Source organism: Oxalobacter paeniformigenes, assembly GCF_027158465.1.
Classification (GTDB): domain Bacteria; phylum Pseudomonadota; class Gammaproteobacteria; order Burkholderiales; family Burkholderiaceae_D; genus Oxalobacter; species Oxalobacter paeniformigenes.
Genome location: NZ_JAMKYL010000004.1, coordinates 1 through 24,933, shown reverse-complemented (window position 1 = coordinate 24,933; position 24,933 = coordinate 1). Strand labels below are relative to the sequence as shown.

The 24,933-nt window shown below is 50.5% G+C and carries 20 protein-coding genes and 1 tRNA gene; 7 read left to right on the top strand and 14 right to left on the bottom strand.

What is annotated here, in order from left to right; genetic code table 11:
- The first annotated feature begins 1 nt into the window (after position 1).
- Positions 2 to 580 (top strand): hypothetical protein, encoded by a 579-nt coding sequence (locus NAI64_RS06040; protein ID WP_269298766.1) that lies wholly within the window; start codon positions 2 to 4, stop codon positions 578 to 580.
- A 69-nt stretch (positions 581 to 649) separates the two neighbouring features.
- Here NAI64_RS06040 and NAI64_RS06035 read toward each other — a convergent pair whose 3' ends face one another.
- The 3 genes from NAI64_RS06035 to NAI64_RS06025 form a co-directional block, all read right to left on the bottom strand.
- Entirely contained in the window at positions 650 to 2,167 is a 1,518-nt protein-coding gene (locus NAI64_RS06035; RefSeq protein ID WP_269298764.1) for a 2-isopropylmalate synthase, read from the bottom strand.
- A 311-nt stretch (positions 2,168 to 2,478) separates the two neighbouring features.
- Positions 2,479 to 3,288, bottom strand: a complete 810-nt coding sequence (gene pssA, locus NAI64_RS06030) for a CDP-diacylglycerol--serine O-phosphatidyltransferase (RefSeq protein ID WP_269298762.1) — start codon at positions 3,286 to 3,288, stop codon at positions 2,479 to 2,481.
- A 60-nt stretch (positions 3,289 to 3,348) separates the two neighbouring features.
- On the bottom strand, positions 3,349 to 4,002 hold the full coding sequence (locus NAI64_RS06025) for a phosphatidylserine decarboxylase (RefSeq protein ID WP_269298760.1): 654 nt from the start codon (positions 4,000 to 4,002) through the stop codon (positions 3,349 to 3,351).
- A gap of 342 nt (positions 4,003 to 4,344) precedes the next feature.
- On the opposite strand from NAI64_RS06025, the gene NAI64_RS06020 reads away from it, so the two are divergent.
- Positions 4,345 to 4,752, top strand: coding sequence for an Hsp20/alpha crystallin family protein (locus NAI64_RS06020; protein ID WP_269298758.1), 408 nt, complete (start codon positions 4,345 to 4,347; stop codon positions 4,750 to 4,752).
- Between the two features lie 10 nt (positions 4,753 to 4,762).
- Positions 4,763 to 7,174: an endopeptidase La gene (gene lon, locus NAI64_RS06015; RefSeq protein WP_407946916.1), complete on the top strand. Its 2,412-nt coding sequence runs from the start codon at positions 4,763 to 4,765 to the stop codon at positions 7,172 to 7,174.
- A 79-nt stretch (positions 7,175 to 7,253) separates the two neighbouring features.
- Here the strand turns inward: lon and NAI64_RS06010 are convergent, their stop codons facing one another.
- From NAI64_RS06010 to argA, 4 genes are all read right to left on the bottom strand, one after another.
- Positions 7,254 to 7,736, bottom strand: a complete 483-nt coding sequence (locus NAI64_RS06010; RefSeq protein WP_269298756.1) for a YbhB/YbcL family Raf kinase inhibitor-like protein — start codon at positions 7,734 to 7,736, stop codon at positions 7,254 to 7,256.
- A 38-nt stretch (positions 7,737 to 7,774) separates the two neighbouring features.
- Positions 7,775 to 8,260, bottom strand: a complete 486-nt coding sequence (locus tag NAI64_RS06005) for an Hsp20/alpha crystallin family protein (protein ID WP_269298754.1) — start codon at positions 8,258 to 8,260, stop codon at positions 7,775 to 7,777.
- An 80-nt stretch (positions 8,261 to 8,340) separates the two neighbouring features.
- Positions 8,341 to 8,613, bottom strand: coding sequence for an oxidative damage protection protein (locus NAI64_RS06000; RefSeq protein WP_269298752.1), 273 nt, complete (start codon positions 8,611 to 8,613; stop codon positions 8,341 to 8,343).
- Positions 8,614 to 8,661: 48 nt separating this feature from the next.
- A complete protein-coding gene (gene argA, locus NAI64_RS05995) occupies positions 8,662 to 9,966 on the bottom strand; it encodes an amino-acid N-acetyltransferase (protein ID WP_269298750.1) in 1,305 nt (434 codons plus the stop codon).
- Positions 9,967 to 10,083: 117 nt separating this feature from the next.
- Here argA and hrpA point away from each other — a divergent pair, with 117 nt between their 5' ends.
- Positions 10,084 to 13,995, top strand: coding sequence for an ATP-dependent RNA helicase HrpA (hrpA, locus tag NAI64_RS05990; protein ID WP_269298748.1), 3,912 nt, complete (start codon positions 10,084 to 10,086; stop codon positions 13,993 to 13,995).
- 14 nt (positions 13,996 to 14,009) lie between these two features.
- Here hrpA and NAI64_RS05985 read toward each other — a convergent pair whose 3' ends face one another.
- From NAI64_RS05985 to lptF, 3 genes are all read right to left on the bottom strand, one after another.
- A complete protein-coding gene (locus tag NAI64_RS05985) occupies positions 14,010 to 14,951 on the bottom strand; it encodes a CysB family HTH-type transcriptional regulator (protein WP_269298746.1) in 942 nt (313 codons plus the stop codon).
- A gap of 113 nt (positions 14,952 to 15,064) precedes the next feature.
- Positions 15,065 to 16,213 carry an LPS export ABC transporter permease LptG gene (gene lptG / locus NAI64_RS05980; RefSeq protein ID WP_269298744.1) on the bottom strand — a complete coding sequence of 383 codons (1,149 nt, stop codon included), beginning with the start codon at positions 16,211 to 16,213 and terminating at the stop codon, positions 15,065 to 15,067.
- Positions 16,210 to 17,343, bottom strand: coding sequence for an LPS export ABC transporter permease LptF (gene lptF / locus NAI64_RS05975; RefSeq protein WP_269298742.1), 1,134 nt, complete (start codon positions 17,341 to 17,343; stop codon positions 16,210 to 16,212). The genes lptG and lptF overlap by 4 nt, the downstream gene beginning before the upstream one ends.
- Positions 17,344 to 17,378: 35 nt before the next feature.
- Here lptF and NAI64_RS05970 point away from each other — a divergent pair, with 35 nt between their 5' ends.
- Positions 17,379 to 18,875 (top strand): leucyl aminopeptidase, encoded by a 1,497-nt coding sequence (locus NAI64_RS05970; RefSeq protein ID WP_269298741.1) that lies wholly within the window; start codon positions 17,379 to 17,381, stop codon positions 18,873 to 18,875.
- Between the two features lie 135 nt (positions 18,876 to 19,010).
- Here the strand turns inward: NAI64_RS05970 and NAI64_RS05965 are convergent, their stop codons facing one another.
- Positions 19,011 to 19,286 carry a hypothetical protein gene (locus NAI64_RS05965; RefSeq protein ID WP_269298740.1) on the bottom strand — a complete coding sequence of 92 codons (276 nt, stop codon included), beginning with the start codon at positions 19,284 to 19,286 and terminating at the stop codon, positions 19,011 to 19,013.
- 116 nt (positions 19,287 to 19,402) lie between these two features.
- Entirely contained in the window at positions 19,403 to 21,031 is a 1,629-nt protein-coding gene (locus NAI64_RS05960) for an AAA family ATPase (protein ID WP_269298738.1), read from the bottom strand.
- 535 nt (positions 21,032 to 21,566) lie between these two features.
- On the opposite strand from NAI64_RS05960, the gene NAI64_RS05955 reads away from it, so the two are divergent.
- Positions 21,567 to 21,878, top strand: coding sequence for a BON domain-containing protein (locus NAI64_RS05955; protein ID WP_269298736.1), 312 nt, complete (start codon positions 21,567 to 21,569; stop codon positions 21,876 to 21,878).
- 42 nt (positions 21,879 to 21,920) lie between these two features.
- On the opposite strand, the gene NAI64_RS05950 is transcribed toward NAI64_RS05955, so the two are convergent.
- A complete protein-coding gene (locus NAI64_RS05950; protein WP_269298734.1) occupies positions 21,921 to 22,409 on the bottom strand; it encodes a dihydrofolate reductase in 489 nt (162 codons plus the stop codon).
- Between the two features lie 30 nt (positions 22,410 to 22,439).
- Positions 22,440 to 24,218: a tetratricopeptide repeat protein gene (locus NAI64_RS05945; RefSeq protein ID WP_269298732.1), complete on the bottom strand. Its 1,779-nt coding sequence runs from the start codon at positions 24,216 to 24,218 to the stop codon at positions 22,440 to 22,442.
- Positions 24,219 to 24,438: 220 nt separating this feature from the next.
- Between NAI64_RS05945 and NAI64_RS05940 the strand changes: the two genes are divergently transcribed.
- A tRNA-Arg gene (locus NAI64_RS05940) sits at positions 24,439 to 24,515 on the top strand.
- Positions 24,516 to 24,933 lie beyond the last annotated feature (418 nt).

Sequence of the window (24,933 nt, the reverse complement as noted above, 5' to 3'; positions counted from 1 at the left end):
CATGAAACGTTCATTTTCCGCGCTGGCGCTGGCCGGACTGCTGACGCTGGGAGGCTGTGCCTCTCTCATGGGGCCGCAATTCACACCCGGCATGCCGGTCGAACAGGTCATCGCCTACAACGGTCCCCCCGCCATCGAATATCCGGATGGCAATACACGGCTGCTGGAGTGGCCTGTCGGTGAATGGTCACAATACGCCTACATGGCACGAGTCGGACCGGATGGCAAACTGATTTCCTATGAAAACGTCCGGACACGTGAAAAATTCGGAACCATCCAGGTCAACCAGTTCAACAAAAACGATGTGTTGCGTACGGTCGGCCACCCGACGGAAACCGATTATCTTCCGCTGAAGAAACAGGAAGTCTGGTCATATCGCTACAGGGAAGAAGGCATCTGGAATTCCATGATGCACATTTATTTCGATTCCAGCGGTATCGTGCGTGGTATTGAAAACGGCCAGGATCCAATGTATCTGCGTGACAATGGCTTTTTCGGCGGCATCGGCGGTTTCGGTATCGGAATCGGTGGCGGAACGCGGGGCGTCGGAGGCGGCGCCGGAATCGGTATCGGATTCTGAAGAAACCGGTAAAAAAAAGGATGCGTAAAACGCATCCTTTTTTTATCGGATATCCTGAGTATCCGGATTTTAGATGATCTTGGATACCGCATCGATATAGGCGTTGACCGATGCCGTAATGATATCGGTATTGGCCGAAAAGCCGTAATAAACCTTGCCCTTGTTTTCCACCTGGATATGGACCTTGCCAACATCGTCCGTACCACGGGTAAATGCCTGAATCAGGAATTCTTCCAGTGTGACTTTCTGGGTAATCAACTGACGGACTGCATTGATCGAGGCATCGATCGGACCGTTGCCTGCTGCAGTGGCGATACAGGGTTCACCGTCGATGATCAGGCGAACCGTCGCCATCGGGATGGCATCCTTGCCGCAAACGACTTGCAGGTAGTCCAGTTTGATACGCCGTGCATCTTCGACGGTTCCGGTGCCTGCCAGATGGCGAAGGTCTTCATCGGAAACGGACTTCTGCGCATCGGCCAGCACCAGGAATTTGCTGTATGCCACATCCAGTTCGGCATGCGAGAGCGCATATCCCAGACGACGCAGATGATGATCCAGTGCGGCACGGCCACTGCGTGCGGTCAGCACAATCGAAGAATCGCTCACGCCGATATCGGCCGGATCGATGATTTCGTAGTTTTCACGGTTTTTCAGCACGCCATCCTGATGAATGCCCGAGGAGTGCGCGAATGCGTTACGACCGACAATCGCCTTGTTCGGCTGGACCGGCATGCGCATGAGATTGGAAACCAGACGCGATGTCCGGATGATCTTGGTCGTGTCGATGTCGGTATAGGCCGGAATATCCTTGCGGCATTTCAGAATCATGACGATTTCTTCCAGCGAGGTATTGCCGGCGCGTTCACCGATACCGTTGATCGTACATTCAACCTGACGGATACCGTTCATGATACCGGCCAGCGCATTGGCCGTCGCCATACCCAGGTCGTTGTGGCAGTGTGCAGACAGGGTCGCACGATCGACATTGGCGACATGGTCTTTCAGATACTTGATCTTGGCACCGTATTCGTAAGGCGTGCAGTAACCGGTCGTATCCGGAATGTTGATGACTGTGGCGCCGGCTGCAATGACGGCTTCCACAACCCGTGCCAGATATTCATTGTCGCTTCGTCCCGCATCTTCGGCGAAAAATTCGACGTCATCGACATATTTTTTTGCATATTTCACCATCTTGACGGCACGTTCCAGAATCTGTTCCGGCGTCGAGTTCAACTTGGAATAAATATGGTAGGGCGATGTGCCGATACCGGTATGGATACGTCCCCTCTTGGCATATTTCAGCGCTTCGGCAGCCACATCGATATCTTTCTCGATCGCACGGGTCAAAGCGGAAATCACCGGTTTTTCAACCACTTTCGAAATTTCCACAACCGACTTGAAATCACCCGGGCTGGAAATCGGAAAACCGGCTTCGATAACGTCGACACCCAGATCTTCCAGCGCTCTGGCAACTTCGATTTTTTCAAGCGTGTTCAGCTGGCTGCCAGGAACCTGTTCGCCATCGCGCAATGTGGTGTCAAATATGATGATTTTTTCTGCCGAGTCTGCCGGTGTGCCGACCATGATGTGCTCCTTTGGATAATTCGATTAGATTTCATTCAGTTAGACCGGAAACGCCTCCGGTTGTCTCTGCCTCGTGGGCAAAGACCAAAAAACAACGGATATGTGGACAAAAGATATCAGCACGCCTGGCGCGCTAGAACGAACAGTAGCGACAGGCCGGACGGCATATCGCCACAGAAACGGGACAAGGAATTGAACATTTTGACATTCATGGGAAAAACTATAAGCCCCTTTTTCAATTCATGCAATATTTTTCGGGCAGGTTCCATGCCGGGAATATGCAGCACTGCCATCAAAAAGCAAAGTGTACATCATTCCCTGTTTTTCTGCTCATGATGATCTTCTTTCGTCTGGACGATGCTGACAGGTTTTCCTTTTATTTTCCGCCACATATACACGACATAACCCGAAACGCCATAAATCACGAACAAGCCGAACAGCACTTTGGGCGGATCGAACGATATCGTGACAAATATCAGCACCACCAGAATGACGGCGATGAACGGTACCGATTTACGGATATCCATCACCTTGAAGCTGTAAAACGGAACATTCGAGACCATTGTGAGGCCGGCATACAGCGTCAGAATCCATGATGTCCAGTAAAAATCGCTGCCTGAAAAACCGACATCATCCATCAGCCAGATAAAACCTGCTACCAGTGCAGCCGCAGCCGGGCTGGGCAAGCCCTGGAAATAACGCTTGTCCACAATGGCGATATTGGTATTGAAACGCGCCAGCCTCAATGCCGCACAGGCGCAAAAAACGAAAGCCGATACCCAGCCGATACGCCCCATTCCCTTCAGCGACCATTCATAGACCACGAGTGCAGGTGCTGCACCGAATGCCACCATGTCTGCCAGACTGTCGAGCTGCGCACCGAATTCGCTTTGCGTTCTGGTCAGTCGCGCGACCCTGCCATCCATGCTGTCAAGCACCATGGATATGAAAATGGCGACCGTCGCCTGCTTGAACTCCAGATTCAGCGACATGACAATGGCGTAAAAACCGCAGAACAACGAAGAAATCGTAATGGCGTTCGGCAACAGATAAATCCCGCGACGACGCAATTTCGCGCGGGTTGAATTGATATCGTTTACGGGTTGTTCCTGCTGTGTCATGCACCTTCTCCGACAAGAATGGAAACAGTGTATCGCTTTTTCAAAACATCGTGCATCGGTTCAGTCTGCCGATTGCGACAATTCCGCCAATACGGTTTCCGTCGCATACACCTTGTCACCCACTGTCACCAAAGGTCTGGCCGACAGCGGCAAATAGACATCCACCCGTGAACCGAAACGGATGAAACCGAAACGCTGCCCTTTTTGCAACTGTTCACCACCCTTCACATAACAAAGAATCCGTCGTGCAATAAGGCCTGCCACCTGGACACAGGTCACCATCTGACCGTTTTCCGCCCTGATAATGACGGCATTGCGTTCGTTTTCCAATGATGCCTTGTCCAGATCGGCATTGACGAACTTGCCCGGGAAATAATGGACGCTTTGCACTTTTCCGTCGACCGGAAAACGGTTGGAATGGACATTGAACACATTCATGAAAACGCTGATTTTCAAGGCTTCGCGCTGTCCATAGATATCCTGTGTTTTCTCGATCACGACAATGCGTCCGTCTGCGGGAGACACGACGGCATTGCGGATATCGGGGACCGTCCGTGCCGGATCACGGAAAAACTGAAGGACAAACAGGCTGATCAGCCACAACGGCAACGACCAGACACCCCACAGCCAGGTAACGGCTACCGTAACGGCAAAGGAAAGAAAAATGTAAAACCAGCCTTCACGTGCAATAACGGGATGAGGATAATTTTTCAATCGCGACTCCGGAACGCCAAACAATCAAGATGCGTATTCTAGTATCAAACTTCCTGCGTTGAAACCAGCAAGCAGCCATTCGATCAGGCCTGCACGGTTTATCCGGTCTGGCACAACACACGGCCCTTGATAAATCATAAAATGGAACCATATATCCTGAAAACAGGACGACTTGCAAAATATGATGCCATACAATGCATTATGGCGTTTTTTATTCATGATTAAAACCTTTGCCGGATGGCATATCTTTTTCCATGACCGGAAACTATCCGGACAATCGTGATTTCGCACCTGCAAAACGTCCCTTTCTTTTTCATATCATTTCTCTGAACGGAAAACACGATGACGAAGTTTCGCGATCCGGCCGGCGCCATGTGGCTTCAGGCACTGAAAATGCTGGAACAGGCCGACCAGCTCCACCGACGCTTTTTCCAGCTGGGAAAACCGGCTGCGCAAGGACCGGTCTGGGAACCGCCAGCCGACATACTTGAAACCGGCCGTTACCTGCAAATTCTCATTGCCCTTCCGGGTGTGGATGCATCGGACATTACGGTTTCCATCGAAAACAACCGTATCCATGTCATAGGAGCACGACAGGCAAGCCTGCCTGCAAACACCATCATCCGGCGGCTTGAGATCCCTTACGGCCGTTTCGAAAAAAGGATCGACCTGCCGGATGGACATTTCCAATTGCTGGAAAACGTCGTCAAAAACGGCTGCCTGCGCCTGACATTGAACAAACTCGGATAATCCCTATATCATGACTATGCCAGAAATCGACACTCTATCTCCGTTACCTGAAGATCATTCCGGTACGACAAGCACAATACCTCCCGTCCCTGAGGATGCCATTATCATCATTCCTGTCAGGAACATGGTGCTGTTTCCGGGTATGGTCGTCCCGGTCACCATCGCACGCGAAAAATCGCTGCTGGCGGCACAGGCCGCCATGAAGGCGGATCGCCAGATCGGTATCGTCTTGCAGCGCAACCCGGAAACCGCCGATCCAGCACAGGCAGATTTGTACCCTGTCGGCACAACCGCAGGTATCCTGCGTTATGTGGCGGCCTCTTCCGAGGCACACCATATCGTCTGTCAGGGCGAGTGCCGCTTCCGGTTGCTTGAATTGCTGCCGGGGTACCCGTTTCTTGTCGCGCGTATCGAGAAACTGCCGGAAGAACCGGAAGACAATGTGGAAATCGAAGGGCGAATGGTTCAACTCAAACAACGCGCTCTCGATATTTTGCAAATGCTGCCGCAAATTCCGCAGGAATTGTCGGATTCCATCAGCAATGTCACCTCGGCTGCACTGCTGGCCGATCTGATGACTGGACTGATGGATCTGACGACTGCGGAAAAACAGGACATTCTGGAAACTGTTGATCTGAAAGAACGGATCGACAAACTGCTATCCCGACTGTCCTACCGGCTCGAGGTACTTCGCGTCAGCCGTGATATTGACGAAAAAACACGTAACCGGCTTGATGATCGCCAGCGTGAAGCACTGTTGCGCGAACAACTCAGAACCATCCAGACACAGCTTGGTGAAATAGATGATTCTTCATCCGAAACCGAAGCGCTGGCAGAAAAAATCGAAAAAGCCGGTATGCCGGAAGAGGTACATACCCATGCGCTCAAGGAACTGAACCGTCTGAAAAACATGCCTGATTCGGCCAGCGAATATTCCATGCTGCAAAACTATCTGGAATATCTGTCGGAATTGCCATGGTCTGTATCTTCCGAAGACAGGACCGATATCCGCGAAGCGCGCCGTATTCTCGACGAGGATCACTACGGTCTTGAAAAAATCAAGAAACGTATCCTGGAATTTCTGGCCGTCCACAAGCTCAATCCGGAAGGCAAAAGCCCGATTTTGTGTTTCATCGGCCCTCCGGGCGTCGGCAAGACTTCGCTCGGACAAAGTATCGCCCGAGCGACAGGACGCCGTTTCGTGCGGGTCAGCATGGGGGGCGTACATGACGAAGCGGAAATCCGTGGCCACCGGCGTACCTATATCGGTGCGCTTCCCGGCAATATCATGCAGGCGGTCCGCCGTGCGGGAACCAACAACTGCGTTGTCCTTCTGGATGAAGTAGACAAGCTGGGCAGCGGTGTCCAGGGCGATCCTTCTGCAGCCTTGCTTGAAGTGCTGGATCCGGCACAAAACAATACATTCCGTGACAACTACCTGGGCGTGCCTTTCGATCTGTCGAAGGTCATGTTCATCTGCACCGCCAATATGCCAGATACCATCCCGGGACCTTTACGCGACAGACTGGAAATGATCCAGATCCCGGGTTATACGGAACAGGAAAAAACCCAGATCGCCTTGCGTTACCTGATCCGGCGTGAACTTTCCGAAAACGGTCTGACACAGGAAAACTGCCAGATCACTGAACAAGCCATCCGCGATATTATCGGCCATTACACGCGTGAAGCCGGCGTACGCGAGCTGGAACGACAAATCGGCAGCGTATTTCGCCATGCGGCCATGAAAATCGCGGAAGGTGATACGGAAAAAGTTTCTATCGATTCCGGCGATATCACTGATATTCTCGGCGCGCCTGTTTATGACAGTGAAACCGCCATGCGGGTCAGCATGCCTGGTATCGCGACCGGACTGGCATGGACACCGGTTGGCGGCGATATTCTCTTCATCGAAGCCAGCCGCGTTCCCGGACGCAACAGACTGACACTGACCGGCCAGCTCGGCGATGTCATGAAAGAGAGCGCGCAAGCTGCCCTGACGCTTGTCAAGGCACATGCCGAAAGCCTCGGCATTCCCGCGGAACAGTTTGAAAACAGTGAAATCCATGTCCACGTTCCAGCGGGTGCCATTCCGAAAGACGGCCCCAGTGCCGGCGTCGCCATGTTTCTGGCGCTGGCTTCCGTCATGATGGGCAAACCGATTGCCAGCGATCATGCCATGACAGGAGAAATCAGCTTGCGCGGTCTGGTATTGCCAGTCGGTGGCATCCGCGAAAAAGTATTGGCTGCATTGCGTGCCGGTATCCGTACCGTCATGCTTCCGGCCAAAAACAAACGTGATCTCGACGATATTCCAGAAGATGCGCGCAACCAGTTGCAATTCATATTTCTGGAAACCGTCGATGACGCTATCCGCTGCGGTCTGATCGAAAACGGAAAAAGCGCCTCATCCGAAAAAAAATGAGTCGTTAGTTCATAGTGAAAAAGGCGTTTCCGTTATCACGGAAACGCCTTTTTCATTGCCTTGCGGGAATATTTTCCGCTCAGGCATTTTCCTTGCGGACATACAGCCCGATCACTTCCGATTGTGCCAGTATGTGTCCTTCCATCCGTTTGACCACTTCGGCCTTGGTCGTATTGCCGAGATCGGGCAATACCGTATCGAGTGCATACAGCTTGAAGAAATAGCGATGCGTTCCGATCGGCGGACAAGGACCGCTATATCCTGCATACTGACGGTCATTGATCCCGATACCTGTCCCCTTGGGCAAATCACTGTCTGCCACACCTTCCGGCAAGGTCATGGCTACCGGCGGCAAATTGTACAACACCCAGTGCACCCAGGTCATTTTCGGCGCAGCCGGATCCGGTGCATCCGGATCATCTGAAATCATGACCAGACTTTTCGTACCGGAAGGCGGTGCCGTCCATGCCAGTGGCGGCGAAATATTGTCTCCTTCGCAGGTATAACGCGCCGGCATCATTTCGTTATGTGCAAATGCAGGTGAACTTATCGTCATTGTCATCTGTGACTCCTTTCTTGTCATACCAGTCGGCCTGCCATTCATTCCACCGGAATGTTTCTGACAGTTTCACTGACTGCCTTTGGCAAGCGAACCGACAAAATGCCATCGACATAGCTTGCCTGCGATTTTTCGCTATCGACATTTTTCGGCAATACGATCGTCCGTTCGAACGTGCCATAGGCGCGTTCGACGAGATGGTAAGTGCTTCCTTCGCTTTCACGCAACCACCGTTTCTCGCCACGAATGAAAAGCGTGTTGCCGACGATCCTGATCGAGAAACTTTCCTTGCCGACTCCCGGCATTTCCAGCCTGACGACCAACTCCGCCGGTGTTTCCTCGACCTCGGCGTTCATCAGGCTCCAGCGTGGAAACTGGTCGTCATTGCCGTTTCCCGAGCGTTCGAAATGAACCAGTGCATTACTGCATCGGCTCAGCAACTCACGCCAGCCATCAGAAAGACTTTCCCAGGCACGATTGAGCTCGCGTCCGATACTTTTTCCGGCTTCCCTCAAAGAATCAAGCATAAATCCCTCCTGATCTCATTACAAGAAAACGCTTGTTGCCATTCAATCATAACGTACTTTACCGGCAATCCGGCCACGTTTTACTGCTTTTCAGGCGTATATCCCGCAACCTGGTCGGCGCCATCGCCGAAAAAGTGCTTTTCCATCTGTTCTTTCAGATAGGCACGCGCTTTGGGATCGGCCATGTTCAGACGATATTCGTTAACCAGCATCGTCTGAAGACGAACCCATGCCTGCCATGCTTCTTTCGACACGTTTTCGTAGATCCTTTTTCCCAGTTCTCCGGGATAGGGTGGAAAATCCAGTCCCTCCGCCTCCTTGTCCAATTTGATGCAATGCACGATTCGCGTCATACACTCCTCCATAAATGATATGTTTTGTATTGGAGCCCGATCGGCCCGTCAAAGTTTCTTGATAAGTACTTGCGATTTGCGCTGCCAGTTATACATCCGCTGTCGGTCTTTCGGCAGCTCCTCGACACTGGCATAGACAAAGCCACGACGCAAGAACCAGTGTGCGGTCTGGGTCGTGAGAATGAACAGCTTGTCGAAGCCCAGCGAACGCGCCCTGTCTTCCATATGATTCAGAATCCGTTCGCCATCGCCTTCACCCTGAATTTCCGGATCGACGATCAGACACGCCATTTCCGCCATCTTTTCGGCGGGGAAAGGATACAGTGCCGCACATCCGAAAATCACGCCGTCATGCTCGATAACCGAAAAATATTCGATTTCCCGTTCCAGCAATTCACGACCGCGCTTGACCAGCGTGCCGTTGGCCTCGAACGGTTCGATCAGTTTGAGAATCGCACCGACATCCTTGATTGTCGCTTCCCGGAGGAATTCCACATTCTCATAAGTGACCATGGTACCGATACCGTCGTGAGTAAACAGTTCCAAAAGGATCGAGCCATCCGTTTCATACGGAACGATATGTGTTCTTGGCGTACCGCCGATACAGGCCTTGGCGGCATACCGAAGATACGAGGCCGCTTCCTGCGAGAGATGTCCTGTCTTCAACAACCCCTCCACGCGCTGCGATGTGATTTCCCGAACCTCATTGCCGTCGGCATCATGAACCAGTGGCGTTTCCGTCAGAAAAATCAGTTTGTGCGCGTGCAATGCCAACGCGGCGGAAACGGCAACATCTTCCATGCGAACATTGAACGCTTCACCAGTCGGCGAATAACCCAAAGGCGAAAGCAGCACCAGATCGCCTGATGCCAGAATCGGATGAATGCTGTCATAAGCGATTTTTCTGACCTTGCCGGTCCACTGCAGATCGATACCTTCCAGAATACCGAGCGGCGTTGCCGTTACGAAGTTACCTGAAATCAGACGTATTTCCGCATGTGCCATCGGTGTATTGGGCAAACCCTGGCTGAAAGCCGCTTCGATATCCAGTCTCAGTTCACCGGCCGCTTCTTTCGCACACTCAAGCGCTTCCGGATCGGTGATGCGCGTCCCGTTATAATACCGGCTCTTGACATGACGCAAATCCAGCTGTTCTTCCACTTGCGGACGAGAACCGTGCACGATGACGACCTTGATTCCCAGTGCATGCAACAACGAAATATCATGCGCCAGAACCGGCAACATTCCGGCTTTCACCAACTCACCCGGAAACGCAACGACGAACGTTTGCCCACGAAAAGCATGAATATAGGGGGCAACCGAACGCAACCACTTAACGAATTGTTCTTCCATAAACGGATCATCCAGCAAACAGATTATCGGTACATCATGATACGGGCCTGCCCATATGACAGACGGCAACCGGAACGAATTGCCTTTTAAAGACAATCGCTCATCTTTACGATTATAATGCGCACCGACATGAGTGCTCCCGAATCTTTATCCAAAAAACCACGTTCTTCCCGTCCATCGAGGCCTGTGCCCGACAGAGCCACACGCACCCCAGTTCCGCCGATTGTCTATCCAGAAGATCTGCCTGTTTCTGGACGGCGTGAGGAAATCGCGCAAGCTATCCGCGATCATCAAGTCGTTGTGGTTTGCGGAGAAACCGGTTCCGGGAAAACCACCCAGCTGCCGAAAATCTGTCTTGAACTCGGCCGCGGGCAGACAGGTCTGATCGGTCATACCCAGCCCCGGCGTATCGCGGCCAGCACCACGGCCAACCGTATCGCGCGCGAACTGAATTCGCCTCCCGGTGAAATCGTCGGTTACAAAATACGTTTCACTGACAAAATCGGTCCCGGTGCATCCGTCAAGCTGATGACAGACGGTATCTTGCTGGCCGAAACCCAGAACGACCGACTGCTGAAACAGTACGATACGATCATTATCGACGAAGCTCATGAACGCAGTCTGAACATCGATTTTCTGCTGGGCTACCTCAAACAGCTGTTGCCAAAACGCCCCGATCTCAAACTGATCATCACTTCGGCGACGATCGATGCCGAACGCTTTGCTCGTCACTTTTCCAACGAGCATGAAACCGTTCCGGTGATCGAGGTTTCCGGCAGGTTGTATCCTGTCGAAATCCGCTACCGCCCGATTCTGGATAGCCGTCCGGATGAAACGAAAGACAAATCCGACGCACGCCAGACCAGCGACCTGATGGATGCCATCGTCGACGCCGTCGATGAGCTGTTCCGTACCGGTTCGGGAGACACTCTCGTTTTTTTGCCGGGCGAACGGGAAATACGGGAAGCGGCGGAAGCGCTTAGAAAACACCATCCCCCGCATGTACAGATTCTGCCGCTTTATGCCAGACTTTCCGCTCAGGAACAGGAAAAGATTTTCAGGCCGACCAATGGACGCCGGATCATTCTGGCGACCAATGTCGCGGAAACGTCCCTGACTGTTCCTGGCATCCATTTCGTGATCGACACCGGGCTGGCCCGTGTCAAGCGATACAGTTACCGCAACAAAGTCGAACAGCTGCATATCGAACCGATCTCACAAGCGGCTGCCAACCAGCGTGCAGGCCGTTGCGGTCGTATCGCATCAGGCATATGCATCCGGCTGTACGATGAACAGGATTTCGCCCTCAGGCCACCTTACACTGCACCGGAAATCCTCCGTTCTTCCCTGGCTTCAGTCATTTTGCGCATGAAATCCCTGAAACTGGGTGATGTCGACACTTTCCCGTTCATGGAACCGCCGCTCAAACGCGCCATCGCAGACGGTTACCAATTGCTTCAGGAGCTGGGTGCACTCGACGAGCGCAACCAGATGACACCGGTCGGACACGAGTTGTCCATGTTGCCGCTGGATCCTCGCATCGGAAGGATGATTCTGGCCGCTCGCGATCATCAATGCCTGAAAGAAATCCTGATCATCGCATCGGCATTGTCCATTCAGGATCCGCGTGAACGTCCGATCGACGCACAGGATGCCGCCGATAACGCGCATCGCAAATTCGCCGACAGCCGTTCCGAATTCATCACCTATCTCAAAATCTGGCAATGGTTTGATGATGCGCTTAAAAACAAACAATCCAACCGCCTGCTGCGCGAAAGCTGTCATAACCAGTTTCTTTCCTTTTTGAGATTGCGTGAATGGCGTGATATTCACTCGCAACTGTTGACCATCGTGCGCGAGCGTGGCTGGCGACTCAATGAATCGGATGCTACCTATGAACAATTGCATCTGGCATTGCTGACCGGTCTTTTGGGAAACATCGGCTGCAAAACGGAAGACGCCGCCGTTTTTCTCGGTGCACGCGGTATCCGTTTTTATATCTGGCCAGGATCGCCACTGGCACGCAAAAACGGGCGCTGGATCATGGCCGCAGAGCTGGTCGATACCAGCCGCCTGTATGCACGCTGCATCGCACAGATCCAGCCGGAATGGCTTGAACGTGTCGGAAGCCATCTTCTGAAAAAATCCTGGAGCGACCCACACTGGGAAAAACGCCCAGCACAGGTTTCCGCTTTCGAGCGCGCAACACTTTACGGATTGGTGGTCTATAACCAGCGCCGTATCCACTACGGCCAGATTCATCCCGGGGAAGCACGCGATATTTTCATTCGCGAAGCGCTGGTCAACGGAGATTTTGAAACACGTGCACCGTTTTTCGCTCATAACCAGCGATTGATGCGTGAAATCGAGAATTTGGAACACAAGTCCAGACGTACTGACGTGCTGATCGACGAAAGCCTGATCGCCGCTTTTTACGACCGCCATCTGCCGGAAAACATCATCAACGGCTTTTCTTTTGAAAAATGGTACCGCGATGCCACAAGAGACCATCCTCGCCTGCTTTTTTTGAATCGTGACGATCTGATGCGCCATGAAGCGGCCGGCATCACGACAGACCTGTTCCCGAAAACATTACATCTGGCCGGTATCGATATGCCGCTGACTTACCATTTCGAACCCGGCAATGTAAGGGACGGCATCACCCTGACCATTCCGATTTATGCACTGAACCAGATCAGTGCGGAACGTTGTGAATGGCTGGTGTGGGGAATGCTGAAAGAAAAGACACAACTGCTCATCAAGTCTCTGCCGCAAAAACTGCGTAAACACTGCGTTCCGCTACCCGATTATGCCGCCTCGTTTGTCGCACGTATCCGCGAAAAAGGCGCTTTCGGCTCCGGCACACTGATCGATGCCATCATGGCCGATATCCGCGAACAGACCAATGCGGTCGCAAAAAGAGAAGATTTCCGACTGGAAACGCTGCCACCGCATCTGTTCATGAATTTCAGGGTCGTGGACGAACATGGCCGTATGCTGGAAATGTCACGCAATCTGGCAACACTGCAATCCGGTCTTGGCAAGCAGGCACGTACAGCATTCCAGCAACTGGCGGAATTGCGCGCATCAGCTACAAAAGAAAAAACGGCTGCACAAAGAAAAAACCAACCGATTTCCCCTGCAACCACACCTGCTGAAACATTGTCTTCTGCCGAGAAAATCACGACATGGAATTTCGAACCACTGCCGGAACTGCTTGAAATCACACGAGGGAAACAATCCCTGATCGGGTATCCGGCGCTGGTGGATAAAACCACGCATTGCGAAATCGAGGTATTCGACGAACCCGCCGTTGCAATCCGCCTGCATCGTGCCGGTTTACGCAGGCTGTTCGCCTTGCAGCTAAAAGACCAGCTACGTTTCCTTGGCAAAAATATCAACGGACTGACCCAGATGGGCATGCAATTTATCAAGCTGGGCACTCAGGAAGAATTACGCGACCAGATTTTGCAAGCGTCGCTGGACGCCGCTTTTCTTTACCAGCCTTTGCCGGACCGTGCATCCGAATTTGAAAAAAGAAAAAACGACGGCAAGGCGCGCGTCGGCCTGATCTGCAATGAAATCGCACGTGTCGTACAACAAATTCTGACGGAATACCAGACCATCCAGAAAAAGTTGTCGTCAATCCGTGCGCATGACTTGGCCTTGTCTGATATGAACGAACAATTGGCGCGACTGATCAACAAGTCATTCATCACGGACAATCCGCTGGAACGGCTCAAACATTTTCCGCGTTATCTGAAAGCATGCAGCATCCGCATCGACAAATGCCGCAATGATCCGCAACGCGACAAAAACCAGCTCTCCAGCTGGCATCAGGCAGCTGCGCCCTATTTCAGGTTTCTGAAAGAGCACCGGCAGCAACCCTCGACAAACGATCCAAAAATCGCAGAATATCGCTGGCAGCTTGAGGAATTGCGGGTTTCGCTTTTTGCTCAGGAATTGCGCACACCCTATCCTGTTTCAGTCAAACGCTTGCTGAAAATCTGGGACACACTGGCACGTTAATCCCCGTTTTTCGCTTAGAGTTCGTAATTTTCCGTTTCGTCGAGCAAGGCCTTTTCGACAAGTTTTCGCGTCAGATTGGGTGAAATCATCTCGATAAATGCATAGATGTATCCGCGCAAATAAGCGTTTTTCCGGATCAGGATGCTGGAACGGCCGGTTCCGAAAAGATGACCGACGGGAATGGAACGCAAGTTGACGTCCTGTTCCGGATTGAATGCCATTCCGACGATGATCCCGACACCCAACCCCAGTTCCACATAGGTTTTGATGACATCAGCATCAATGACTTCCAGCAAAATATCCGGCTTGACATTGCGTTGCTGAAAAATATGTTCGATACGGCTTCTGCCATAGAAAATCTTGTCATAGGTGATGATGGGATACTTCGCGATTTCTTCAAGCGTCAGCATCTTCACATCATTCAAGGGATGATCGGGTTTGACGACCAGATGAAATTCCCACTGGTTGCATGGCAAGGTAATCAATCCGTCCTGATCTGCAACATAATCGGTCACGACTGCGAGATTGGCCTGATCCAGTAATACCATTTCGGCGATATCATCCGTTTTTCGCTGCAACAGGGACAATTTGACTTTTGGATACTTCTGCATGAAATCGGGAATGATTTTCGGCAGGAAATAACGGGCTTGCGTATGGGTAGCCGCCACTGTCAGGCTTCCGGAATCCTGCGCGGCATATTCTTTGCCGATCCGTTTCAGATCATCCACTTCCTGCATGATCAGTTCAATGGAATTCAAAATCATGCGGCCCGGTTCTGTCAATCCGCGAATACGCTTCCCATGACGTCTGAAAATATCAACTCCGAGCTCATCTTCAAGTTCGATAATCGCCTTGGAAACTCCCGGCTGGGATGTGAACAACGCCTTGGCTGCTTCGGTCAGATTGAAATTCTGACGAACCGCTTCACGAACAAAACGTAACTGATGCAAATTCATTTTGAGTCTCGTTATGGTTAAATCGGGTCACAGATTGACACCTCCAAATTCCGACTTACGGGGACGGCGTCACACCAGCGACCATGCCATCCATGTAAACGGGCTCAAAAAAATCAATGTCGTTCCACCCACCAGAGTGCGAAAACAGCCAGTATCAGGAACAACAGACTTGGGATGACAGCTGTCAAAAATGGCGGCCATGTATTGAGCAACCCGACATGAGAGAACAGGTTGTTGATCAGAATAAAAGCCACCCCGATCATGATACCGGTAAAGATTTTCAGGCTGACCCCACCCGAGCGGAAATGGAGATACGCAAATGGCAATGCCAGTGCCATCATGACGAAGACTGAGAAAGGATATATGATTTTTTTCCAGAATGCTATCTGATAACTGGTTGCATCCTGTTTGTTTTCAACAAGATGCTGATTGTAAACAGCCAGTTCATAGGCAGACATTTTGTTGGCATCGACCGATATGACCGACAAAATATCCGGTGTTACATCGGATATGACCTTGATGGTATCGTACTTTTGAATATCCAGACGAGGGGCCGAGTCCGGGAAACGTGCATCTTTCTTCCGCTGCGAAGACTTGACCCACGATTCCGTCACGCCATCGAACCGCCATTCCCGATTGCCCAGGTAGACACCCTTGTCCGCGGCAATGATTCTGACCAGCTCCATATCCATATTGAATTCATACAACTTGATCTGCTCGATCGTTCCATTTGTTTGCATGGATTTTATGTTGATGAACCGTGATCCGACGACATCTCCATCATGGCCGTTTTCACGAATCGTATCGCGGCTCCACATACCGGTACGGAATTTGTCTGAAATATTCTTGCCGATCAGGCCGTTCCTGAATTCGGATGCCATTCGCGAGGACACCGGTGTCAGGATTTCACCGACCAGAAAGGTGAAAGCCAGAAACAGTACACCTACTTTGGCCAGCATCACACAGGCATCCCTTGTCGAAAGGGACGACACTCTCATGATCGTGAACTCTGAGTTGGACGCAAACCGCGCCATGGCATAAATCGTACCGATCAAAACGGCAAACGGTATCAGTTCATAAATATATCCCGGGAACCCGAGCAGGATATAGATAAATACATGATGCAACTGGTATCCACCACGACCGACAGACGACAATTCGCCGATCAGGTCGAAAAAAGCGAACAACCCGAGAAAAGCGACCAGAATGAATACGACAGACTTGACGATCTGGGACAGAAAATAACGTTGCAGGATTTTCATGACCGTTTCCCTTTCGCCTGCAAACGTCGGTGTTTGATGGCAGCCAGCAATGCATAGGGATGATACCGGCTATTGACTCCCAGACGCAGTGCGAACAGCATGACGACGATCAGTGCCACCACCAGATGCAACGGCCACCATCCCAGGCCAAAAGCCAGTTTGTTTTGCCCTACATAAGCCTGCATGAAACTCGATAGATTGCTGTACGTCATGTACAGCAATACCGCAACGATCAAATTGAAAGAGCGTCCGGCTCTCGGATTGACGAATCCCAACGGGATCGCCAGCAACATAAGCAATACCGACATGAACGGCAAACCGATACGCCATACCAGCTCACCCTGTTTTTTGCTGTTCGTATCCTCCAACAGCTCCAGCGTCGTCATGGAACGCGTCGATCCGTCCGATACGGTAACATCGCCTTTCGGGGCGATATACGCGGTATATTTCTCGAATTCCATGATGCGGAAATCTGAATGATCCAACGTTTCGTCATAGCGCACCCCATCTTCCAGCACTACGAATTTTTCACCCTGATCATTCGTTTCGATCGTTCCGTGTTGCGAAACCACCGTAATCACTTCGCCGTTTTTGATCGAGTTGATGAAAACGTTTCCGACCGTACTCAGATCGTCAGACATTTTTTCGACGAAAAAAACTCTTTGTGCCGCTGCAGATTCCTGGAATTTTCCCGGAGAAATTCTGGCGATATCCTCACGTTTTTCAAACCTTTCCCGGAATTCGGCGCTTTGCCGATAGGCCCATGGTGTCGCGACGAACCCCAGCAACGCGACCAGCACCACGATGGGCAATGCGAATTCCAGTACTGGCCGTAACCATTTCGTCAAGCTCTGTCCGGATGCGAACCAGACGACCATTTCGGAATCCTGATAACTTCTCGTCACAACCAGCAATACCGCAACAAATCCTGTCAGAATCAGGATGATCGGCATGTAGTTCAAAGCGGTGAAACCGATCAACGCAATCACATCTTCCGATGCAACTCTTCCCTTCGCAGCCTGTCCCAGTATGCGAATCAGCATCATCGTGATGGTAATTGTGAACAATGTCAAAAATACGCCGCCTGCCGTACTGAACAGCTCACGTTTAAGCGCACGTTGGAAAATCATGAGAAGTTATAATGGAGCATGGAGGATTTCAAAAAATGGACTTTAGCATAAAAACAGCTGACAAAAAAAACTCTCTGGACATGATCGATACCGACTGTATCGTTATCGGCATATACGATGACCACAAGCTGACCGACGCTGCCATTGCACTTGACACGAACGGTGTCATTACACGCGCACTGGAAAGCGGCGATATCAGCGGCAAGGCGGGTTCTGCACTGCTTGTCGGTTTTCCTGAAAAAATCGCAGCAAAACGATTGCTTTTGCTGGGACTCGGCAAAAAGCCGACCGCTGAAAAAGATTTCAGACAAGCTATCGATACAGCGATCAAAACCGTCAAACCGCTCAATGTCGGCGACATGCTCTTGGCATTGCCGCTTGACCTGGTATCCAGTCGCGACGTGTCCTGGTCGATTTACAACATCCTTGCTGAACTGCACACCCAGTTTTACCGCAGCGATGCACTGAAAAGTACGCAAGAACCACCCGCAACACTCCGGAAGGTGTCATTTTACATCCCTTCGGAACAGGAAGCCACGGCAACAGAAGCGCTGCGCCGTGCCGAAGCCGTCATGGCTGGCATGACACTGGCCCGCAATCTGGGTAACCTGCCTGCCAATATCTGCACACCATCGTATCTTGCCAAGCAAGCTCGTGATCTGTCGCAGACCTACAAGTTCGAGCTTGAAATTCTCGACAAAAAACAGATTGAATCACTGAAAATGGGCAGTTTCCTCTCAGTCGCCAAGGGAAGCGACGAACCACCCAAGTTCATTGTTCTCAAGCATATGCACGGCAATTCCAAGGATTTGCCTGTCGTTCTGGTCGGCAAGGGTATCACGTTCGATTCCGGCGGCATTTCGCTCAAACCCGGCGCAGGCATGGACGAAATGAAATTCGATATGTGTGGCGCTGCAGCCGTTCTCGGGACATTCAAGGCAATCGGTGAACTCGGATTACGGCAAAACATCATCGGTATCATTCCCGCATGTGAAAATCTTCCGTCCGGACATGCCAACAAACCGGGCGATATCGTGACATCCATGTCCGGTCAAACGATTGAGATTCTCAATACCGATGCCGAAGGTCGCCTCATCCTGTGCGATGCATTGACCTATGCGGAAAAATTCAATCCTGCTGTCGTGATCGATATCGCCACGCTGACCGGCGCATGTATCGTCGCACTGGGACACATCAACAGTGGCCTGTTCACGCGGCATGATGAAGCACACGACAAACTAGCCGACGATTTAATTGCCGCTGCACGACAATTCAACGATCCTGTCTGGCGTCTTCCGATCGAAGACGCCTATCAGGAACAGCTGAAATCGAATTTCGCCGACATGGCCAATATCGGTGGAAAGCCGGCGGGCTCCATCACTGCAGCCTGTTTTCTGGAACGGTTTACACGCAAATACACCTGGGCACATCTGGACATTGCCGGCACAGCATGGAAAAGCGGATCCGCCAAAGGCGCAACTGGTCGTCCGGTCCCGTTATTGTGTGCATACCTGTTCATGCGGGAACAGTAAAAAAATGGCTTCAGGCGTTTGCCTGAAGCCACATCCGATATTTTGAAAAAGCAGCCGGTTCATTCTGTCCTGCTATGGCAAGTATCCTCGACACCCGCCTTCCGATTCATGCCTTGCCACCCTCATGCAACACAATCACTCGCCGGACATATCATCCATATCCTGCTGCATCTGTCTGGCTGCAGCTTTTTTCTTGCCTTGTTTGCTCTTTTTCACTTTCTGTTTGGCGGGAGGCACCGATCCGGATTCCTGCGTCCGGATTTCCTGCGCCTGTTGCATAACGGCCTGCGCTGCTGCCGGATCGGTGGTTTCCACAATTTCGGACGGCGGATAATAGGTGGCAGAAAAAGCGACGCCAGCCATTACCGACAATACGGCAAACAGTGCGGAATGGGATATTTTTTTCATCATGAGCTCCATAAAAATTAATTCACGTTATGTGTGCCTGCCGTGACACAACAAGCTCAGAATAAGAAAACACCCGGCATGCCTGCTTGATACTCCGCAATAAACACTCAACAAGTCCGCTACATTCCCCTGAACTGTGCGCATGTCTTGAACACGTCCAGCGTCGGTGCAACATTCTTCTGACGGCACCACTTGGCCGTCAGCTTCAGCAACTCCTTGATATCTCTACCGGAAATACCACTGAAATGTGCAACCAGACTGTCTACCAGCGTTTCCGACAACGGAAACTGGAACTGTGTGGACAATACATTCCAGATACGTTTTGCGTCTTCCTTTTTCGGAACGGAATAGCGAATCGTGGCAATACAGCGCGATGCAATCGCATCATCCACATCATCGACACGATTGGTCGTCAAAAACAGCAAACCGTGAAAATATTCCAGCGTTCTCAGAAACGACGCGACTACAGCATTATGATCGATATCGTTGCCACGGCGACGGATATAGACATCCGCCTCATCGATCAGCATGACCGCTCCCCATCGCTGTGCACGTTTCAGCACTCGTTCGAGATTCTTTTCGACATTCTCAGACATAACGCCCAGCTGTCCCGAATGCACACGGTACAAGGGTCTTCCGACAACTTCAGAATACACTTCGGCCGTCAGGGTTTTGCCCAAACCCGGAGCGCCCTTGCACAAAATCGTGGTTCCTCCGGATTTGCCAGCCACAATATCATCCATCAGGATATCCATATCCTGCGTCAGGATATCGATCAGATCGCGATGTTCTTCCGGCAAGATCAGTTTTTCCCGGAGCGAGGCATCATACTGGTACGCTTTCAGGTTATCCACGTGAATCCACATATTGGTATGCGTTTCCAGATTGAAACACAATATCTGCGGATGAACGGGAATCTCATTGAAATCAAGTCCGAAACTTTCCCAGAAAGGTGAATTGGTTCTTGTAAAGAATTTCCGGTGCAACAGTCCTTCATCATTGATGACACGGCATGGTGCATCGAACACCACCCTCTCCGGATGATGCGTTCTTTCATCCATATCGACTTCCATGCCGCTCCCGGTTGCCCAGAACTGGCTGTTCATCTTCGGCAAAATTTCAGAAAACACTTTCAGGGATTGCTGATAAGCTGCCTTCAATTCAGGCGATTCTTTCATATATCCCTTCATTGCCAGTACATCGGCAATTTTCTTGAACTGCACATCTTCCGCAAAAAAATACGATACCCTGGTTGCTGGCCGGATCATATCGTCCTTTCTTGTCGGAATACTGTTGGCAGTCAGATAGACAGCAACACAAGGCGGAGCATTGGATGCTTCCTGATAAGCCACATCGGTCACCAGCCAGGGCAAATGTTCTCCGTCTTCACCAATGGTATACAACCAGCCGTCGATGGCATCCTGCTTGATATATTCACCCAACGCCTGCGCCAACACCATCAAATCGAAAATCACAATATTGGCAGGATCCTTCGACGCGGCTCTCAGACTGGCCACAGTTCCCGCCATGGCACGATGACCACCTTGCGTCAACTTTTCCAGTACCCAGTCCTTGGCGATATCGTCAAGATCATTGTATGAAATCGTGATCTCGTCATCCCCTCTCAAAAGCAGATAGGTCGGAATGTTCTTGGCCCAGTCGGCATGTGCAAAACTTTCCTTTGCTTCCCTTGCAATCGCTGCTGAAATCGTGATGGAAATACCGCGGGATGATTCTTCATAATTCATTCAGACACTCCAGAGTTGATGTAGCGTGTTGGACATGGACCGAAAAACATCAGGTTTCCGGCAATCCCTATTTTAACAAGACTTTTCATGCCTTTCCGTTTTTGCACATCAAGAAAAAAGCCATTGCCGGCCCGGGATATCTCTCCGGAAACCTGCAGTGAAAGCATAATCTGTCGGTACAAGACACTTTCTTGCGATGAATGATCGGTTTCACGAACATCATTTCACACGGGACAATACCGTTTCGTCATGATGCGCTGCTTTTGCGCATTCTCAAACGAACCGTTTCCGGAAACGGTATCTTCTTTGACAGTATGCTTCTGCCGGAATAAAGGATAATATGCATATTGACAGATCGTAAGTCTCCAATCGGCGGGGCATCTGCTTCAACTACGGTCATACAGTCGGCAAAACCGTCCGTTTAAGCAAAACACTGTTCCGGTTGGACAGATGATACATTATGCACAACACCCATACCCCATAACCGGACGAAACCATCCCCGACAACCAACCAATCAAACACAATGAGGATTTTATGAAACTTTCCAGACCGATTACCGTTCTCTGCATGGCAATCTTTTTGGCAGGCCTGACAGGTTGCGCCACTTCACGGCAACACCAGAGTGCATCGGAATATATCGATGACACTGTCATCACTACCAAAGTAAAAGCGGCGCTTTTCGATACTCATGACCTGAGCTCTTCCGGCATTCATGTCGAAACATATCATGGAGAAGTATTGCTCAGTGGTTTCGTACCGTCGGCCAGTCAGATACAACGTGCCATCGAAGTCGTCAAGAAAGTGGACGGCGTCAAAAACGTCAAAAGCAGTCTTCAGGTCAACTGAACGAATGCATCAGGATGAAACAGACGTATAAGGAACCCTGGCCTACCGTTTGCTGACGTTTTCGAGCTCCACGAAAGCATAAGGAATCGATGCATCGATTTCCTTGCGCGATATTTCGGCAAACATATTGTCAGGCAACTCCGGATAATATGTTTCCCCCTCAAAAACGGCATGTACGACAGACAGATAAATTCTGTCTGTCGCCTGCAATGTCTGTGCAAACAGTTCGCCTCCACCGCCTATGACGACTTGATCGAATCCCAGCCTGCCTGCCAGATCGAGCCCTTCTTGTACACTGTGCACGACATAAGCACCATCTACGTGATAATCAGGCTGGCGCGTCACAATAATCGTCGTCCTGTCCGGCAAAACCCGTCCGATCGACTCATGCGTTTTACGTCCGAGAATCAATGCCTTGCCGACCGTCAGATTACGGAAAATTTTCTGTTCACCAGGTATATGCCATGGCATGCGACCGTTCTTCCCGATCACACGATTTTCCGCCATGGCAACGACATGTGCTATCTCCATTTATTTCCCCGATGCAATACAGTCATCCGACTAAAATCTGATTCCCAAACGAGACAAGGTTTCACGCAACAACTTGTTTTCCGGATTCTTCTTCCTGACCTGCCAGAGTAACGCCCTGGCCTCCTGACATTCTCCCTTGGCCCACAACACTTCTGCAAGATGTACCGCAATCTCGCTATCCGTCCGGATTGCATAAGCCTGTCTCAGATACTGTTCCGCCTTGTCCAGCTTGCCCTGTCGAAACAGGACCCATCCCATACTGTCAGTGATATACGGATCGTCGGGAGCAAGTTTATGCGCTTTTTCGATCAGGGCATAAGCTTCATCCAGACGGATATTGCGATCAGCAAGTGAATACCCCAGCGCATTATAAGCCTGCTGATGATGAGAATCGATCGCAATGATCCGCCGTAACAGATCCTCCATCAACTCATATTGCCCAAGATTTTCCGCAGTCAACGCGTAATCATAAAGAATACTGGTATTGTCAGGAAATTGATCCAAGCCTGCCTTCAACACCGTCATGGCTTCCTGCAACTTGCCGACTTCTCTTAAAATCTGGGCTTCCGTGAGCAACAATCTTTCGTGCTCATAGGGATTTTCCTTTTCAAGTTCGGCAATAATCGAACGTGCGCGCTTGATATCACCCTTTTTCGCATAAATCAATGCCCTGCGTATTTCAACACCGAGCGTAACTTCATCATCCTCGTCAAGTGTGATTTGCGAAAGCCACTGAAGTGCCTTGTCATACTGATGTTGTTCCTCAGCCATCTGCGATAACAAGAACATCACTTGTGTCCCTTCTGGCTGTTTGTGTTCAGTTGCCTTTTGTGATTTGCCGGCATTCTCCAGATATGACTGAAAATAACCCTCTGCAGCTGAATAATCGTTTTGCTGTATTGCTAACAACCCCAACGAATACAAGGCCGTCAAATCGCTGGGATCCGTTTTCAGCAATATCTCGAACTCATGTCTTGCCCGATCATACATCTTCTGCCCGACCAGCAAACGTGCAAGCGATGTCCTGACCTCCCTTGACTCCGGATACTTCTCAAGAAACCCATACAATATTGAAGACGCCTCAGTGGTATTGGACACAGCCTGAGCGTATGTCAGGACCGCCATTTCCGAATCAGGCTTCAATACCAGCGCTTTTTTTGCCTCATCCTGTGCGCGAACGGAATCTTTTTTCAGCAATGCGGAAATCGCCAGCGAAACATGTGCTTCAGGCATATTCAGATAGGGTGTCAGTACATCTTCCATTACAACAAAAGCATCTGACTTGTCTTTCGTACCTGCCAAAACCTGCTGAAGCTGGAAAAACAAACTGACGCGTTTTTCGTAGGAAGTCGTTTCCGCCAACTTGGATGCAAAGATTTCCTTGACTTCATCCAGTCGGTTATCCAGAACCAGGAAACCGAACAGGTACTTTTCTGCCTCTTGTGATTCGGGTGCCAAACGATGCCACAAACGAACAGCACGCAATGCTTCTTCCGCCTTTCGTTGGCTGACCGCGATTTCGGCTGCACGTCTTGCCAAACGCGGATCCTTCGTTTCCTTGGCAACATCCAGCATCGTTTCGTAAGCATAAATATCGAGACCACGCTGTTCTGCAATATCCGCACTTAAAATCTGATACATCAGATCGTTCGTAAGTCGCGTCTGAGGCAACTTTTCTTCAACCTGTTCCTTTGTATCCACAATATCACCGACCTGCGGCACAACATCCTGCGGCATCTGTACAGAAGGCACAAGCTGGCCATCCGTCTGCAAGCCATCCTGATCTGCAGGGCCGGCCAATGAAGGCATGGTAACAACAAACCAACCTAACAAGGCTACGAAAATAACGCGCCGACAATTCCATCCATATAATAATGTTCGCATAATCCAGATCGACGAAAACGTTTTCCAATCCTCGTCATTTTACCTGCCGTTCTTTCAATCAACATACAAAAAATTTTCTTTTTTTGCGTCGACAATGAAAAAAACTATTCTCAAAATCAAAAAATAGGGTATAATTAAATCTTTCGCGGCTGTAGCTCAGCTGGATAGAGTACTTGGCTACGAACCAAGGGGTCGTGGGTTCGATTCCTGCCAGCCGCGCCAGTTTCAGAAAGGACCAGTTCATACTGGTCCTTTTTTATTCTTCTCGCACGACTCATCCCTTTCAAGAACAATCCGGCATTTCCATTTCCGTTTCGCGACACAAACAACCGTCAATCCAGACTTGCAAATCACACCGATTCATTGTCTTGCAGAAAGCCAATCTGTCATCATCCACACATTGGGTCCTGTTCTGTATGCGAACCATGAACGGAGACTTTCACAATTACTTCACAAATGCTTCTTACTGATCTGTGTACACTGGCATATCAAGTAAAAAACTAACTGCCATCATAAATCGATTGATCTCAGTATCATCGACACATGATTTTCCATTCAAATAAAAGCTTCCCCGATAAAACCAATTAAAAACATCACTCTCCTTGTACAAAAAGGATCCGAAAACGATAGCTATAGCCTC

Excerpts from the sequence above, each read along its gene's own strand:
- NAI64_RS06040 (WP_269298766.1), top strand. The coding sequence starts at position 2 with ATGAAACGTTCATTTTCCGCGCTGGCGCTGGCCGGACTGCTGACGCTG.
- lon (WP_407946916.1), top strand. The coding sequence starts at position 4,763 with ATGACTATGCCAGAAATCGACACTCTATCTCCGTTACCTGAAGATCAT.
- argA (WP_269298750.1), bottom strand. The coding sequence starts at position 9,966 with ATGGAAGAACAATTCGTTAAGTGGTTGCGTTCGGTTGCCCCCTATATT.
- NAI64_RS05955 (WP_269298736.1), top strand. The coding sequence starts at position 21,567 with ATGAAACTTTCCAGACCGATTACCGTTCTCTGCATGGCAATCTTTTTG.
- NAI64_RS05970 (WP_269298741.1), top strand. The coding sequence starts at position 17,379 with ATGGACTTTAGCATAAAAACAGCTGACAAAAAAAACTCTCTGGACATG.
- lptF (WP_269298742.1), bottom strand. The coding sequence starts at position 17,343 with ATGATTTTCCAACGTGCGCTTAAACGTGAGCTGTTCAGTACGGCAGGC.
- NAI64_RS05945 (WP_269298732.1), bottom strand. The coding sequence starts at position 24,218 with ATGCCTTCATTGGCCGGCCCTGCAGATCAGGATGGCTTGCAGACGGAT.
- NAI64_RS06005 (WP_269298754.1), bottom strand. The coding sequence starts at position 8,260 with ATGCTTGATTCTTTGAGGGAAGCCGGAAAAAGTATCGGACGCGAGCTC.
- hrpA (WP_269298748.1), top strand. The coding sequence starts at position 10,084 with ATGCGCACCGACATGAGTGCTCCCGAATCTTTATCCAAAAAACCACGT.
- NAI64_RS06010 (WP_269298756.1), bottom strand. The coding sequence starts at position 7,736 with ATGACAATGACGATAAGTTCACCTGCATTTGCACATAACGAAATGATG.
- NAI64_RS05960 (WP_269298738.1), bottom strand. The coding sequence starts at position 21,031 with ATGAATTATGAAGAATCATCCCGCGGTATTTCCATCACGATTTCAGCA.
- NAI64_RS06000 (WP_269298752.1), bottom strand. The coding sequence starts at position 8,613 with ATGACGCGAATCGTGCATTGCATCAAATTGGACAAGGAGGCGGAGGGA.
- NAI64_RS05965 (WP_269298740.1), bottom strand. The coding sequence starts at position 19,286 with ATGATGAAAAAAATATCCCATTCCGCACTGTTTGCCGTATTGTCGGTA.
- NAI64_RS06020 (WP_269298758.1), top strand. The coding sequence starts at position 4,345 with ATGACGAAGTTTCGCGATCCGGCCGGCGCCATGTGGCTTCAGGCACTG.
- NAI64_RS06035 (WP_269298764.1), bottom strand. The coding sequence starts at position 2,167 with ATGGTCGGCACACCGGCAGACTCGGCAGAAAAAATCATCATATTTGAC.
- lptG (WP_269298744.1), bottom strand. The coding sequence starts at position 16,213 with ATGAAAATCCTGCAACGTTATTTTCTGTCCCAGATCGTCAAGTCTGTC.
- NAI64_RS05950 (WP_269298734.1), bottom strand. The coding sequence starts at position 22,409 with ATGGAGATAGCACATGTCGTTGCCATGGCGGAAAATCGTGTGATCGGG.
- pssA (WP_269298762.1), bottom strand. The coding sequence starts at position 3,288 with ATGACACAGCAGGAACAACCCGTAAACGATATCAATTCAACCCGCGCG.
- NAI64_RS05985 (WP_269298746.1), bottom strand. The coding sequence starts at position 14,951 with ATGAATTTGCATCAGTTACGTTTTGTTCGTGAAGCGGTTCGTCAGAAT.